The 12,920-nt window shown below is 60.3% G+C and carries 11 protein-coding genes and 3 tRNA genes; 6 read left to right on the top strand and 8 right to left on the bottom strand.

Annotated features, from left to right (window positions below):
- Window position 1 precedes the first annotated feature (1 nt).
- Together tuf and BFN67_RS05125 are read right to left on the bottom strand one after the other, a co-directional pair.
- Window positions 2-1,177, bottom strand: coding sequence for an elongation factor Tu (gene tuf / locus BFN67_RS05120; RefSeq protein ID WP_080918571.1), 1,176 nt, complete (start codon window positions 1,175-1,177; stop codon window positions 2-4).
- 175 nt (window positions 1,178-1,352) lie between these two features.
- A tRNA-Gly gene (locus BFN67_RS05125) sits at window positions 1,353-1,426 on the bottom strand.
- A gap of 369 nt (window positions 1,427-1,795) precedes the next feature.
- Between BFN67_RS05125 and rnk the strand changes: the two genes are divergently transcribed.
- Complete coding sequence (gene rnk, locus BFN67_RS05135) at window positions 1,796-2,236, top strand: nucleoside diphosphate kinase regulator (RefSeq protein WP_080918573.1); 441 nt, start codon at window positions 1,796-1,798, stop codon at window positions 2,234-2,236.
- A gap of 164 nt (window positions 2,237-2,400) precedes the next feature.
- Window positions 2,401-2,973, top strand: a complete 573-nt coding sequence (locus BFN67_RS05140; RefSeq protein WP_080918574.1) for a GreA/GreB family elongation factor — start codon at window positions 2,401-2,403, stop codon at window positions 2,971-2,973.
- Between the two features lie 26 nt (window positions 2,974-2,999).
- Here BFN67_RS05140 and BFN67_RS05145 read toward each other — a convergent pair whose 3' ends face one another.
- Together BFN67_RS05145 and BFN67_RS05150 are read right to left on the bottom strand one after the other, a co-directional pair.
- On the bottom strand, window positions 3,000-5,351 hold the full coding sequence (locus BFN67_RS05145) for a cation:proton antiporter domain-containing protein (RefSeq protein WP_080918575.1): 2,352 nt from the start codon (window positions 5,349-5,351) through the stop codon (window positions 3,000-3,002).
- A gap of 146 nt (window positions 5,352-5,497) precedes the next feature.
- Window positions 5,498-5,582, bottom strand: a tRNA-Tyr gene (locus BFN67_RS05150).
- Window positions 5,583-5,770: 188 nt separating this feature from the next.
- Here BFN67_RS05150 and BFN67_RS05155 point away from each other — a divergent pair.
- A complete protein-coding gene (locus BFN67_RS05155; protein ID WP_080918576.1) occupies window positions 5,771-6,646 on the top strand; it encodes a TrmH family RNA methyltransferase in 876 nt (291 codons plus the stop codon).
- 53 nt (window positions 6,647-6,699) lie between these two features.
- Here BFN67_RS05155 and BFN67_RS05160 read toward each other — a convergent pair whose 3' ends face one another.
- Genes BFN67_RS05160 through gcl form a run of 3 tightly spaced genes read right to left on the bottom strand, consistent with a single transcriptional unit; the run spans window position 6,700 to window position 10,239 of the window.
- Window positions 6,700-7,602 (bottom strand): 2-hydroxy-3-oxopropionate reductase, encoded by a 903-nt coding sequence (locus tag BFN67_RS05160; RefSeq protein ID WP_080918577.1) that lies wholly within the window; start codon window positions 7,600-7,602, stop codon window positions 6,700-6,702.
- Window positions 7,603-7,635: 33 nt separating this feature from the next.
- The gene (gene hyi / locus BFN67_RS05165; RefSeq protein WP_080918682.1) at window positions 7,636-8,433 is read right to left on the bottom strand and encodes a hydroxypyruvate isomerase; all 798 of its coding nucleotides are present in this window, start codon (window positions 8,431-8,433) and stop codon (window positions 7,636-7,638) included.
- Window positions 8,434-8,457: 24 nt separating this feature from the next.
- Window positions 8,458-10,239 carry a glyoxylate carboligase gene (gene gcl, locus BFN67_RS05170; RefSeq protein WP_080918578.1) on the bottom strand — a complete coding sequence of 594 codons (1,782 nt, stop codon included), beginning with the start codon at window positions 10,237-10,239 and terminating at the stop codon, window positions 8,458-8,460.
- Between the two features lie 211 nt (window positions 10,240-10,450).
- Between gcl and bhcR the strand changes: the two genes are divergently transcribed.
- Window positions 10,451-11,269 (top strand): HTH-type transcriptional regulator BhcR, encoded by an 819-nt coding sequence (gene bhcR, locus BFN67_RS05175; RefSeq protein ID WP_080918579.1) that lies wholly within the window; start codon window positions 10,451-10,453, stop codon window positions 11,267-11,269.
- Window positions 11,270-11,272: 3 nt separating this feature from the next.
- On the opposite strand, the gene BFN67_RS24475 is transcribed toward bhcR, so the two are convergent.
- Window positions 11,273-11,440: a hypothetical protein gene (locus BFN67_RS24475; protein WP_192856764.1), complete on the bottom strand. Its 168-nt coding sequence runs from the start codon at window positions 11,438-11,440 to the stop codon at window positions 11,273-11,275.
- 138 nt (window positions 11,441-11,578) lie between these two features.
- Here BFN67_RS24475 and BFN67_RS05180 point away from each other — a divergent pair.
- A tRNA-Thr gene (locus BFN67_RS05180) sits at window positions 11,579-11,654 on the top strand.
- Between the two features lie 444 nt (window positions 11,655-12,098).
- Window positions 12,099-12,872 carry an NAD kinase gene (locus tag BFN67_RS05190; protein ID WP_080918683.1) on the top strand — a complete coding sequence of 258 codons (774 nt, stop codon included), beginning with the start codon at window positions 12,099-12,101 and terminating at the stop codon, window positions 12,870-12,872.
- The last annotated feature ends 48 nt before the right edge of the window (window positions 12,873-12,920 follow it).

Here is a 12,920-nt window from a genome sequence, read left to right on the forward strand (position 1 = left end):
CTTACTCAACGATTGCGGCGACGATGCCGGCGCCGACGGTGCGGCCGCCTTCGCGGATGGCGAAGCGCAGGCGCTCCTCCATGGCGATCGGCACGATCAGTTCGACGTCAACCGTGATGTTGTCGCCCGGCATCACCATCTCCGTGCCCGCAGGAAGCGTGACGATGCCCGTCACATCCGTCGTGCGGAAGTAGAACTGCGGACGATAATTGGTGAAGAACGGTGTGTGACGGCCACCCTCCTCCTTCGTCAGAATGTACGCCTCGGCCTTGAACTTCTTGTGCGGCTTGACCGAGCCCGGCTTGGCCAATACCTGGCCGCGCTCCACGCCCTCACGATCGACACCGCGCAACAGCGCGCCGATATTGTCGCCAGCCTGACCCTGGTCAAGCAGCTTGCGGAACATCTCAACGCCCGTGCAGGTCGTCTTCGACGTCGGACGGATGCCGACGATCTCAAGCTCTTCGCCAACCTTGACCACGCCGCGCTCAACGCGACCCGTCACAACCGTGCCGCGGCCCGAAATCGAGAACACATCCTCGATCGGCATCAAAAACGGCTTGTCGATCGGACGCTCCGGCGTCGGAATGTACTCATCCACAGCCGCCATCAGTTCGCGAACCGCATCCTCGCCAAGCTTCTTGTCCGAATCCTCCAGCGCCGCAAGCGCCGAACCCTTGATGATCGGCGTGTCGTCACCCGGAAACTCGTACTTCGACAGAAGTTCGCGAACTTCCAGTTCCACCAGTTCCAGAAGCTCAGGGTCGTCAACCTGATCGCACTTGTTCAAAAACACCACAATCGCCGGAACGCCAACCTGACGGGCAAGCAGAATGTGCTCGCGCGTCTGCGGCATCGGACCGTCAGCCGCAGAAACAACCAGGATCGCGCCGTCCATCTGCGCCGCACCCGTGATCATGTTCTTCACATAGTCGGCATGGCCAGGGCAATCGACATGCGCATAGTGACGGTTCGGCGTCTCATACTCCACATGCGATGTCGAAATCGTGATGCCACGCGCCTTCTCTTCAGGCGCCGCGTCAATCTGGTCATACGCCTTGAAGTCACCAAAATACTTCGTAATCGCCGCCGTCAATGACGTCTTGCCATGGTCAACGTGACCAATCGTGCCAATGTTCACATGAGGCTTATTGCGCTCGAATTTACCTTTTGCCATTGCTTCTTTCCTTGGACGGCCTGGACCATAAGTTCAGTCGAATGCGGGGCGATTAGCGACAAAGGCCTTAAAACACAAGTGCCTTTTGGCCCGAACGCCCACCCGACCTCATAGATCGGCCCAGATTGCGGGATGTGACACCAATATAGGCGTATGGCACTGCAATTGGTAGGGCTGGAGCGGGTAGCGGGAATCGAACCCGCACCAAGAGCTTGGAAGGCTCATGTGATACCATTTCACCATACCCGCGAGCGAGCGCCTAGCTATGCGAGGTGAAGGAAAAGGTCAAGAGATTTGGCGTGTGAGTTGTGGCATCGCCGCTCTGGAACCAGCCGTGACAAACGCCAAGGTGGCGCTTGACTTCCTTGAGGTCATACCCAACTATCATGCCATGAACACGGCCATAAAAATCTTTGGCGATTTCCTTTTCCGGGTTTCTCCCATCGCGGGAGCCTAGCCCCCGGCTCGGCCGTTTGCGCCCCCGAGCCGAGGGGCGAAGTATCCAAAATCTACAGAATTAAACGGAACCGCGGTTCCGTAAACGGCGCTCTCTCACATTGTACCGATATTCAGCCCGGCCCATGCTGTTGCCGGCGCATTGCAACCATGAGCATTCAAATGCAGAGCAACATAAAAGCCCGGCGCAAGCCAAACATCCGTATCATGCGCACCGACCACGCCCGCCTGTCGGCCCTAGCCGAGGCAACGGCGGCGCGCAATCCCGACATATCAGACGAGCTTTTCGCCGAGTTGGACCGGGCGCGTGTCATCAACGACGCCGATGCGCCGGCCGACCTGATTCGCATGGGTTCGGTCGTGACCTACAAGCCCGATAGCAGCGAAGCACGCACCGTCACCCTGGTATTTCCGGTCGATGCAGACATCGAGCAGAACAGAATATCGATCCTAACGCCAATCGGCACGGCTTTGATCGGTCTGTCTGCCGGTCAGGCAATCAATTGGATCGCCCGCGATGGTCGCCGGCATGAACTGTCGGTCGTCGCGGTCACACAATCGCAGACGGAAGATAGGCCGCAACCGATCTCCGCACACGCGTAATCGCGCTATGGGTAACGCACTCCGTCTTCTCACACGCGCGGGCAGACTGGCCGCAGGAGCCTGACCCTGCACCGAAGCAGCAGCTTCGGTGCAGGGTCAGGCTCGCGGATCAGATCAATCTTTCATGCCGAGGCAGCACATGCAGCCCGGCGGGAGACAAGCCCATGCCCGGCAAAGACGCCTGTGTGCTCACGACCAAGGACTATTCCATTCTTGAAATGATGCTGGAACGCCAACCAGCCGACACCGCTCTTGCGATGCTTCTGCGGCACAAAATTGACACTGCCCAAATCGTATTCGGACAGGACATCGACCCGGCAATCGTGACGCTCGGCAGCCGCACCACCTATCGCGTCGACGACCAGCCGGCGCAAACCCGTGTCGTCACCCACGACCATATGCGGGGGCTTGTCGGCCTTCTTCTGCCGATCACGAATTTGCGTGGGCTCGCCCTGCTCGGCCTCGCCGAAGGAGAATCAATCACGATCATAAGTAACGACGACAACGAAGAGACGATCACCGTGCAGGCGGTCGTCTATCAGCCGGAGGCATCCAGGCGCGAAGCAGCTAATCTCAAAAAAAAGGGAGATTTCACACAATCTGCCGGGCGGCCATTCCTGCAACTCATTCAAGGATCACTGGGCGACGATCCAAAGCCCGTGAGAGCGCAACGGCTCGTTCACGCCAATCCCGACGGGGAACACGAAGACCCCGACCCCGGCCCTTCGGCGGCTTGACTGCCCCTGTTGCCCGCAGAGGCAATTCACTCGTCTGCCGTAGTCGTCCGCCCGTCGGCGACGCCGCTGCGGCGCGCTTCCGCCTCGGTTTCGTCGAGACGCACGCGCTCTCCGGCGAGAAAGACGACCGCCCCGCGATAGCCGGTCAGGATTGCAGTTGCGGTCTCACCGAAAAGCAGTTCGTCACCGGGCCGGCGCGCCACACCCATGACAAGCAATGAAACGCCTTTGGCCGCCCGCTTGGTTATCGCGGTTCCCGGCTCGCCTCGCGCCTGCATTTCCGTGGAAATCGTCAGCCCGTAGCGTTCGCCCAATTCGACAATGTCCTTCAGCACCGCTTCCTCGCTGCGGTGCGAGATAGACGTGAACGGGCTGTTCTTGCCGCCTTGAGCTACATAAAGCACCTTGATGCGCGCCCGCGTCGGGCGGGCTATGGCGAAGGCCAGTTCGGCCGCGCGCCGGGAAACCTCGGTGCCGTTGACGGGCACGAGGATGGTTGTCCGGCTGTCGAGCCGAGGCAGTTCGGTGGCGCCGCTGCCCGCCTTCATCACCAGGCAGAGCGGGCCGTCAAAACCGGACGCAAGATCGTTGAGCTTTCTGGTGAAGGCTCCCTTGAGCGTCAGCGCCCGGCCGAAGCCGATGAAGAACATGCCGTAACCCTTGCGCGCCTCCGCCGCGATGGTTTCGCCGCTGATCTCCATTTCAGTTCGCGCACTGAGATGCGCTTTCTCTACCGGCGTTTCCTCACCATGCTGCACGGCGGCGGCACTTGCTCGGACCCCTTCCTTGAGCTGTTCCAGATGACTATCGACGCCATTACCTGCTTTCTCCGCGGGCCGACGTACATCGGAGAATCGCAAAAGCGTGGTCGGCATGCCGGAGCTGCCGCCGACAAGGCCAGCAAGATAGGCGGCAAAGGCGCCGACCTTGCTTTCGTCAGCCGCGACGAGAAGCCGCTCGAGCTTGGAGATGAAACCACGCCGGTCGAGTTCCTCACGCTCCACGCGCTGCCTTTCTTCCGACCCCATCGGCAGACGAGCCAGCGCCCAGCGCAACATCGGCGGCATGGCGAGCGTGGTGACTACCGCCATGGTGACGATCATGGTGAACAGGGTCGGCGACAGGATGTTCATGGTCAGGCCGATGCTGGCGACGATAACTTCCGTCGAACCGCGCGCATTCATACCGCAGCCTATGGCGGTCGCTTCTTTCATTGACAGTCCAGCAAGCCGGCCACCGAGAAAAGCGCCACTGAACTTGCCGATGCTGGCAATCAGAACCAGGCCCGCCGTGAGCGACGCCAGTGTCGGATCGGCCAGCACCGTGAGGTCGGCGGATAGCCCGGCCATGCCGAAGAAGACCGGCATGAACAAGGCCGTGATGATGCCGCGCAACTGACTTTCGATATGACCCGACAGGATCGGGGATTCGCCGACCAATATGCCGGCGACGAAGGCGCCGAGAACAGTATGCACGCCAATCATATCGGTGATCAGCGCCATCAGGCCCATGATGATGAGGATCATGGTGATAACCGCGTATTCGCTGCGGAAAACGTCGTTGGTCCAGCGGATCAGGGTGAAGACGATGCGGCGGCCAAGCGTGAAACTGAAGAGCATGAACAGGCCGACCTCGACCACGGTGAGGATAAGCGGCATGATCTCCAGCCTGCCCTGCGTGGCGATCCCGAAGGTAACGGCGATAATCACCCACCCGATCGTGTCCTCGATGATCGCCGAGGAGACGATGATCTGGCCAAGGTTACGGCGCATGAAATTCATCTCGCGTATCACCATGGCGACGATCTTGACGGAGGACACCGAAAGCGCCGTGCCGAGGAACAGGCCGGCGACGATGCGCTCGTCGGGCTCCGGCAGGAGCGACGCCGGCAGGAGCTGCGCCAGCGTGAAGCCGCAAATGAAGGGAACAATGATCCCGGTAGTAGAGATCGAGACGCAAGCCGCACCGACACGACGCACCAGTTTCAGGTCGGTTTCCATGCCGGTGAGCAACAGCAGAAGTAGAATACCGAGCTGGGAAACAGCATCGATCATGCTCTTGTGCGCCGGATCGGCCGGAAAGATCAGATGCTGCGCCGATGGCCAAACCCAGCCGAACAGCGACGGACCGAGCAGGATGCCACCGATCAGTTGCCCCATCACCGCTGGCTGACCGAACCTTTGCAGAATTTCACCGAACCCACGACCCACAATCAGTAAGATCACGATAGTGGCGATGAACGCCCCTTCGCCGGCCCCGCCTACGCCGGACGTTCCGGTTTCAGCGGCCAAAACGGGTACGTCCGCTGCAAGCAGGGCAACCAGGACAGAAATGAGGACGACGAAAAACGGCCGTCCGGGTGCATCGACTCGTTGCATGCAACTCCCTCTACAGGCCGAAATACGCGACTGCAAAAGGCAAAGACAACACTTTGCGTTGCACCGCCATGATTTTCACAAAACCCCGAGGAAGTGTTGCAAGACCCGCGACACTGACGCCGCCCTCGTGCGCTCCGGTCCGGCAGTGGTGGAGGAGGTTGGATTCGAACCAACGTAGGCTAAGCCAACGGATTTACAGTCCGTCCCCTTTAACCACTCGGGCACTCCTCCAGTCTGCCGACGGAGCCTTGCTGCGAGGCTTTCGCGATGCAGGGAGCGATGCCCGCCGCAATCAGCGATGCGCTTATGGCGGGTGGGCGAGTGGGTGTCAACCGCGCACCGGCGCTTTTTCGCAGCTTGTATCGCGACGGTGCCCGCCGGCCATATCCAAAGCCGGCGCGCGAGGTTATAGAGCGGCGATGACAGACAAGAAAAAGCCGGGCACGCCACCCTCAGGAACGCCAAAAGACCAGCATTATGCAAGGTTGCGCCGCACACATCGCGACCAGAAGGCAGGCGGCCCGCCGCCGCACAGGCCGCGCGAGCGGATAGCGCCGGGCGGAATGCCAGCCGATGGACTGGTGCGGCTCTACGGGCTGCATACGGTGCGTGCCGCTCTCGACAATCGCAATCGCAAGGTTCGCCGCATGGTGGTGACGCGCAACGCGGCCGAGCGGCTCGATCTGCGCGACCTTGCCGCCCTGCCCTTTGCGGCCGAGATGGTCGAGCCCCGCGACATCGACCGTATCACGGGGTCGGATGCGGTCCACCAAGGGGTTATGATCGAAGCTGAACCGCTCAAGCCAAAGCCGCTTGACGCGCTCAGCGAGGCGAATCTGGTTCTGCTGCTCGATCAGATCACCGATCCGCACAATGTCGGCGCCATATTGCGTTCAGCCGTGGCCTTCGGCGCGGGTGCCCTGATCACCACGGCACGCCACAGCCCACAGGAGAGCGGGGTTCTGGCGAAATCCGCTTCCGGCGCGTTGGAACATATCGACCATATCGAGGTGCGCAATCTCGCCGAAGCCCTGCACAAGCTGCACGACGCAGGCTTCCAGACGATCGGTCTCGATTCGAATGGACCGGCAGAACTTGAAAAGACCTTTTCGGGCAAAAAGATCGCGCTGGTGCTGGGCGCGGAGGGCAAAGGCCTGCGTCAGAAAACACGCGAGACGGTAACCGCCCTCGCACGGCTCGACATGCCCGGTGCGATCCGCTCACTCAATGTGTCGAATGCCGCCGCGGTCGCGCTTTATGCAGCGGGAAAATTTTTGGACGGCAGTCGGCAATAGACAGATCGGCAGTAGAAAGGCCGCTCCACGTCACCATCCATGTTTTCGACTGCCTATTGCCGATCTGCCGACTGCCCGATTTCATGCCCCGCCATGCGCTCCAGCGCGCGCACCAGTGCCGAATGATCTTCCTTCGCGCCGCCATTGCCCGCGCAGGAGTTGAAAAGCTGCTGTGCGAGAGCGGTACTGGGCAGGGCAACGCCCAGCGATCGCGCGCCCTCCAGCGCCAGGTTCAGGTCCTTCTGATGCAACTCGATGCGGAAGCCCGGCGCGAAGGTGCGCCTGATCATGCGCTCTCCATGCACTTCGAGGATGCGCGAGGACGCCAGCCCACCCATCAGCGCCTGCCGCACCCTGGCCGGGTCCGCGCCGGCCTTGGCGGCAAACACCAATGCCTCGGCAACGGCTTCGATGGTCAGCGCCACGACGATCTGGTTGGCCACCTTGGTCGTCTGACCGACGCTGTTGCCCCCGACCAGCGTGATGTTCTTGCCCATTTTTTCGAAGATCGGCCTCGCCCGTTCGAACGCCTCTTCCTCGCCGCCAACCATGATGGTCAGCGACGCCGCCTTGGCGCCAACCTCGCCGCCGGACACCGGCGCATCGAGATAGGCACAGCCGAGATCATTGATCTTCTTTGCGAAGTCCTTGGTGGAAATCGGCGAAATCGAGCTCATGTCGATCACCAGCTTGCCCTTGGAAAGGCCTGAAGCAACACCATTTTCGCCGAACAGAACCTCCTCGACCTGCGGCGTGTCCGGCACCATGATGATGACGATATCCGCCGCCCTGGCGACAGCCGCGCTGCCGGCGACTGCCTTGAGCCCCTTGGCGACGAGATCAGCCGGCAACGGCGTATGGTGATCCGTCGAGATCACTGAATAGCCCGCGTCGAGCAGATGTCCCGCCATCGGCGTGCCCATAATGCCTAATCCGATGAAGCCGATATTTTCCATTTTTTGTCCTTCCAAATGACTGTGCGGCCACACTCAGGCTGCGGCGCTGTCCCTGCCGGCGAAGGGCTTGAACCAACCCAGTCCCGCCTGCGTACCGGCCTTAGGCTTGTATTCAGCCCCGACCCAACCGGCATAGCCGATGCGGTCGAGGTGGTCGTAGAGGAAGGGATAGTTGATCTCGCCCGTCCCCGGTTCGTGACGGCCGGGATTGTCCGCAAGCTGGATATGCGCGATGCGGTCGAGATTTTTCTCGATGGTTCGGGCGAGATCCCCCTCCATGACCTGCATGTGGTAGATGTCGTACTGAAAATAGAGGTTTTGCGAGCCGACACGGTCGATAATGCGCAAGGCCTGCTCCGAATTGGCCAGGAAGAAGCCAGGAATGTCGATGGTGTTGATCGCCTCGATCAGCAGCTTGATGCCGGCGTACTCCAGCCTGTCGGCGGCGAATTTCAAATTCTCCACGAAGGCATTCTCGATAACCTCCGGCGCGGCGCCTTTCGGGGCGATACCGGAGAGGCAGTTGACCTGGCTGCACCCGAGCGCCTTGGCATAGGTGATCGCAGTATCGACGCCGGTGCGGAACTCCTCGACGCGGTCCGGCAGGCAGCCGATGCCGCGCTCTCCGCCAGCCCAGTCGCCGGCGGGCAGGTTGAACAGCACCTGCGAAAGCCCGTTCTTCTTCAGGCGCGCGGCAACGGCATCGGGCGCGTGGTCATAGGGACCGATATATTCGACGCCCTTGAAGCCGGCCGCGGCCGCTGCATCGAAACGATCGAGGAAATCGTGCTCGGCGAAGAGCATAGAAAGATTGGCTGAAAACCGTGGCATGGCCATATTCCCTGATAAAATGAATCAGTCGAGCAGAGCGATTGCTGTGGGTGCATCCTCGTTGCGCTCGGCAAGGTCCTCGAATTCGGTGATATTGTCGATCTCCGTCCCCATCGAGACATTGGTGACGCGCTCGAGAATGAACTCCAACACGACGGGAACGGAAAACTCCTTCATCAATCGCTCGGCTTCCTTGAAGGCCCCGGCGAATTCCTCGGGCTTGGTAACGCGCACGGCCTTGCAACCCATGGCCTCGGCGACCGCGACGTGATCGACGCCGTAACCGGCTTCCCGGTCATCCTTGCGGTTGATATTCTCGAAGGCGAGGCTGACTTCATAGTCCATCGAGAACCCGCGCTGTGATTGGCGGATCAGGCCGAGATAGGCGTTGTTCACGACGACATGGATGTAGGGCAGTTTGTGCTGCGCCCCTGCCGCCAGTTCCTCGATCATGAACTGGAAGTCGTAATCACCGGAAAGCGCGACGATATTGGCTTCCGGCCGGGCAGCCCGAACGCCCAGTACTGCCGGCAGTGTCCAGCCGAGCGGGCCGGCCTGGCCGCAGTTAATCCAGTTGCGCGGCTTGTAAACATGCAGGAACTGCGCGCCGGCGATCTGGCTTAGGCCGATAGTCGAGACATAGGTGGTGTCGCGTGGAAAAGCCCGGTTCATCTCCTCATAGACGCGCTGCGGCTTGAGCGGAACATTCTCGAAATGCGTCTTGCGCTTCATGGCTTTCTTGCGCGCCTGGCATTCCTTCGCCCAGCCCGACCAATCGTGCAGTTTGCCGGCGGTCTTCCATTCGGTGGCGACATCGAGCAACATCTTCAACGCCGCGCCGGCGTCGGAAACCACGCCAAGGTCCGGCGCGAAGACACGACCGATCTGCGTCGGCTCGATGTCGACATGAACGAATTTTTTGCCCTTGGTATAGGTCGCAACTGATCCCGTATGACGGTTGGCCCAGCGGTTGCCGATACCGAAGACGAAATCGGCTTCCAGCATGGTGGCATTGCCATAGCGGTGCGAGGTTTGCAGGCCGCACATACCGGCCATCAGCCGATGATCGTCGGGGATCGTGCCCCAGCCCATCAGGGTCGGAACGACCGGGACTCCGGTGATCTCGGCGAATTCGATCAAAAGGTCGGACGCATCGGCGTTGATGATGCCGCCGCCGGCAACGATGAGCGGCTTATCGGCCGCATTCAGCATGGCCAACGCCTTTTCGGCCTGGCCTCGCGTCATTGCCGGCTTGAAGACAGGCAACGGCTCATAGGCATCGATGTCGAACTCGATCTCGGCAAGCTGAACGTCGATCGGCAGATCGACCAGAACCGGCCCCGGCCTGCCCGAGCGCATGAGATGAAACGCCTTCTGCAAGGTCATCGGAACCAGATAAGGCTCCATGACGGTAACCGCCCATTTGGCGACCGGCGAAGCGATTGCCGCGATATCGACCGCCTGGAAATCTTCCTTCGTCAGCCTGGCACGCGGCGCCTGGCCAGTAATGCAGAGAATGGGAATGGAATCGGCAGACGCCGAATAAAGCCCGGTAATCATGTCCGTGCCAGCCGGCCCGGACGTGCCGAGACACACGCCGATATTGCGGGCGCTGGCGCGGGTATAGCCCTCTGCCATATGCGACGCCGCCTCGACATGCCGGGCCAGCACATGACGGACGGTTCCCCTCGCCTTTAGCGCGGAATAAAGCGGGTTGATCGCGGCGCCCGGAACGCCGAACGCGGTCGAGACACCTTCCTTTTCTAGAACGAGAACCGCCGCATCAACGGCGCGCATCCTGGCCATGTCAGCCTCCTGCCGGCTAGATCGTTGTTGATGCAGCGACCTTGCCAGCGGAGCGAAGATTTATCAATTTTTTCAAAATATTTTTTCATTTTCAAAATTTTATCTCTACGCATTGATTTTACATCGATTACCGTTTTCCGAGTTTTCATAAGATGCACCCGTCAAAATATTTTTTCATTGCATTCAAACCAAATTTCACCAGTATCGCTGCATGGAACAGTCTGAAAAGCGGCAGCGCGGCCGACCCCGCGCCTTCAACGGGCCAGCCGAGCCGGCATCAGTCCAGTCGCTCGACCGCGCCTTGCGCATCCTTGCTCTTGTCGCGGAAGACAATGGCCTGTCCCTCAGTGAGATCGCCACGGCTTCAGGCGTCCCTGCGCCTACCGCCTATCGCATGCTGACCACACTGGAGAGCCACGGCATGGTCGAGTTCGACAAGGCCGGCCAACTCTGGTCGATCGGCGTCGAAACCTACCGCATGGGCTCCGCCTTCCTGCGCGGCCGCAAGCTGGTCGACCGCGCACGCATTGTCATGCAGGAATTGATGGAAAAAACCGGCGAGACCGCCAATCTTGGCGTGACGGAAGACGACTGCGTGGTTTTTGTCAGTCAGGTTGAAACCCACCAGGCGATTCGCGCCTTCTTCAGACCGGGCACGCGTAGCCCTCTCCATGCCTCTGGCATCGGCAAGGCCGTGCTGGCTCATCTGGATGCCGCCCGGGTGGCCATGATCATCAACAAGACCGGATTGCAGATATTTACGGAAAAAACCCTGACCACCCTGCCGACATTGACGCGCGATCTGGCGCAAACGAAGGTCCGGGGTTGGTCCGTAGATGACGAGGAACGCAATATCGGAATGCGCTGCGTGGCCGCGGCGATCTTCAACGAGTTCGGCGAACCTGTCGGCGGTGTTTCGGTTTCCGGGCCGACGGTGCGGGTGACGCCTGAACGCCTTAACCAGATAGGCCCTCTGGTGCATGAAGCCGCACAGCAGGTGACTATCCTGATCGGCGGCGCCGCGCCTTAAGCACTAGCCAATCCCCGTGATGTGCCGGAGCCAGAAGGCTATGGCAATAAAGCCGACAGCGAATGTCACGCCGGTCCAGTCGATCGCCGCGCCGCGCGCCCATCGGAGCAGCCTCGACAAAATCAACCAAATCGCAATAGCAATCAGAACGACGAACAGAAGCCGGATCATGCCCTACTCCCTGCCTGTGGAATGTCCTCCGCGAATATGGGGAGCGGTTCAGGTGTTAAAAGCGCGCCATGGCCAATCGCAACCAATCCGCTGACAATTTGCTTTACTGGCGTGCCAGATATGCTAACGGGGCGCCAAGCCCTTGTAGCTCAGCTGGTAGAGCAGCGGTTTTGTAAACCGAAGGTCGCGGGTTCGATCCCTGCCGGGGGCACCAGTTCCAGCAAACGAATTCGTCAACCAACCGGCTCCTGCCCTTTGCCAGGCGCGCTCTACATCATCGTCGCGCGAGTCGGACAAGGTGTCCCTGCGGCCTCGCCGCAGCTCGCCTCATTCGTCTGGGGCCGCTCGCTCAGCGCGTCGGCCTGATGCACCAATACAGAAAACGCGGCAGCGAAGCCGCCGAGCATCAAGACAACAATGAACATTCGAAGAAACGGCAATGGTTGACCTGCCTTTGCTTGGCCCCACACCATCCATTCCCGCAACTAGCATGAATGCCACAGGTTGACGAGGGTTTAAGAGAATTCTTAACCGGACAAATTCGAACTCGGCGCCGCTTTCGCGAGACATGCTTCATGTCGACTTTGCACCTGGCGTAAGCCCATGCTACCTGCTCGCCCAGGCGACCAGCGGAGGAACCGTCGCCGCTATGGGAGCCATGAGACAAGCCACCAGCCGTTTCGCTTTCATTTCATCCGAAACGAGCGATGCAGATGCAGCGCTCGAAACTCTGTCGGCGCGTTACGGACAGGCCAGCGTCGACGAGGCCGATATCATCGTCGCCCTCGGCGGCGATGGTTTTCTTTTGCAAACGCTGCGCGAGACGATGGGAACCGGCAAGAAGGTGTACGGGATGAACCGTGGCACAATCGGCTTCCTGATGAACGAATACAGGGCGACAGGCCTACCGGAACGTGTCGCCTCGGCGATCGCCGAAACCATCCGCCCGCTGGAGATGCAGGTGGTCACCACCGCCGGCGAAAGCGTCAAGGCTCTCGCAATCAACGAGGTCGCGCTTTGGCGGCAATCCTATCAAACCGCCAAGATACGCATAACCGTCGATGACCAGATGCGCATGGCTGAATTGAGTTGCGATGGAGTGATGGTGGCAACGCCGGCGGGCTCGACCGCCTACAATCTTTCCGCGCACGGACCTATATTGCCGCTGGACGCGCCGCTGCTGGCGCTGACGCCGGTCAGTCCGTTTCGGCCAAGAAATTGGCGGGGCGCGCTTCTGTCCAACAAGGCTACCGTGCGCTTCGATATACTGGAGGCCAAAAAGCGACCGGTGAACGTGGCGGCGGACCACACCGAAGTCAAAAATGCGGCCTCGGTGACAGTGCGGGAATCCCCGGACCAGACCGCGACATTGCTGTTCGATCCCAGTCATTCCTGGAACGAACGCATCCTCACCGAACAATTCAGATATTGAAGGCACGGCGTCCTGCCTCCATATTAAGGTTCAAAGTTAAGGTTACGA

This window comes from Manganibacter manganicus (assembly GCF_002075885.1).
Classification (GTDB): Bacteria; Pseudomonadota; Alphaproteobacteria; order Rhizobiales; family Rhizobiaceae; genus Mesorhizobium; species Mesorhizobium manganicum.

Excerpts from the sequence above, each read along its gene's own strand:
- tuf (WP_080918571.1), bottom strand. The coding sequence starts at position 1,177 with ATGGCAAAAGGTAAATTCGAGCGCAATAAGCCTCATGTGAACATTGGC.
- rnk (WP_080918573.1), top strand. The coding sequence starts at position 1,796 with ATGCAGAGCAACATAAAAGCCCGGCGCAAGCCAAACATCCGTATCATG.
- BFN67_RS05140 (WP_080918574.1), top strand. The coding sequence starts at position 2,401 with ATGCCCGGCAAAGACGCCTGTGTGCTCACGACCAAGGACTATTCCATT.
- BFN67_RS05145 (WP_080918575.1), bottom strand. The coding sequence starts at position 5,351 with ATGCAACGAGTCGATGCACCCGGACGGCCGTTTTTCGTCGTCCTCATT.
- BFN67_RS05155 (WP_080918576.1), top strand. The coding sequence starts at position 5,771 with ATGACAGACAAGAAAAAGCCGGGCACGCCACCCTCAGGAACGCCAAAA.
- BFN67_RS05160 (WP_080918577.1), bottom strand. The coding sequence starts at position 7,602 with ATGGAAAATATCGGCTTCATCGGATTAGGCATTATGGGCACGCCGATG.
- hyi (WP_080918682.1), bottom strand. The coding sequence starts at position 8,433 with ATGCCACGGTTTTCAGCCAATCTTTCTATGCTCTTCGCCGAGCACGAT.
- gcl (WP_080918578.1), bottom strand. The coding sequence starts at position 10,239 with ATGGCCAGGATGCGCGCCGTTGATGCGGCGGTTCTCGTTCTAGAAAAG.
- bhcR (WP_080918579.1), top strand. The coding sequence starts at position 10,451 with ATGGAACAGTCTGAAAAGCGGCAGCGCGGCCGACCCCGCGCCTTCAAC.
- BFN67_RS24475 (WP_192856764.1), bottom strand. The coding sequence starts at position 11,440 with ATGATCCGGCTTCTGTTCGTCGTTCTGATTGCTATTGCGATTTGGTTG.
- BFN67_RS05190 (WP_080918683.1), top strand. The coding sequence starts at position 12,099 with ATGAGACAAGCCACCAGCCGTTTCGCTTTCATTTCATCCGAAACGAGC.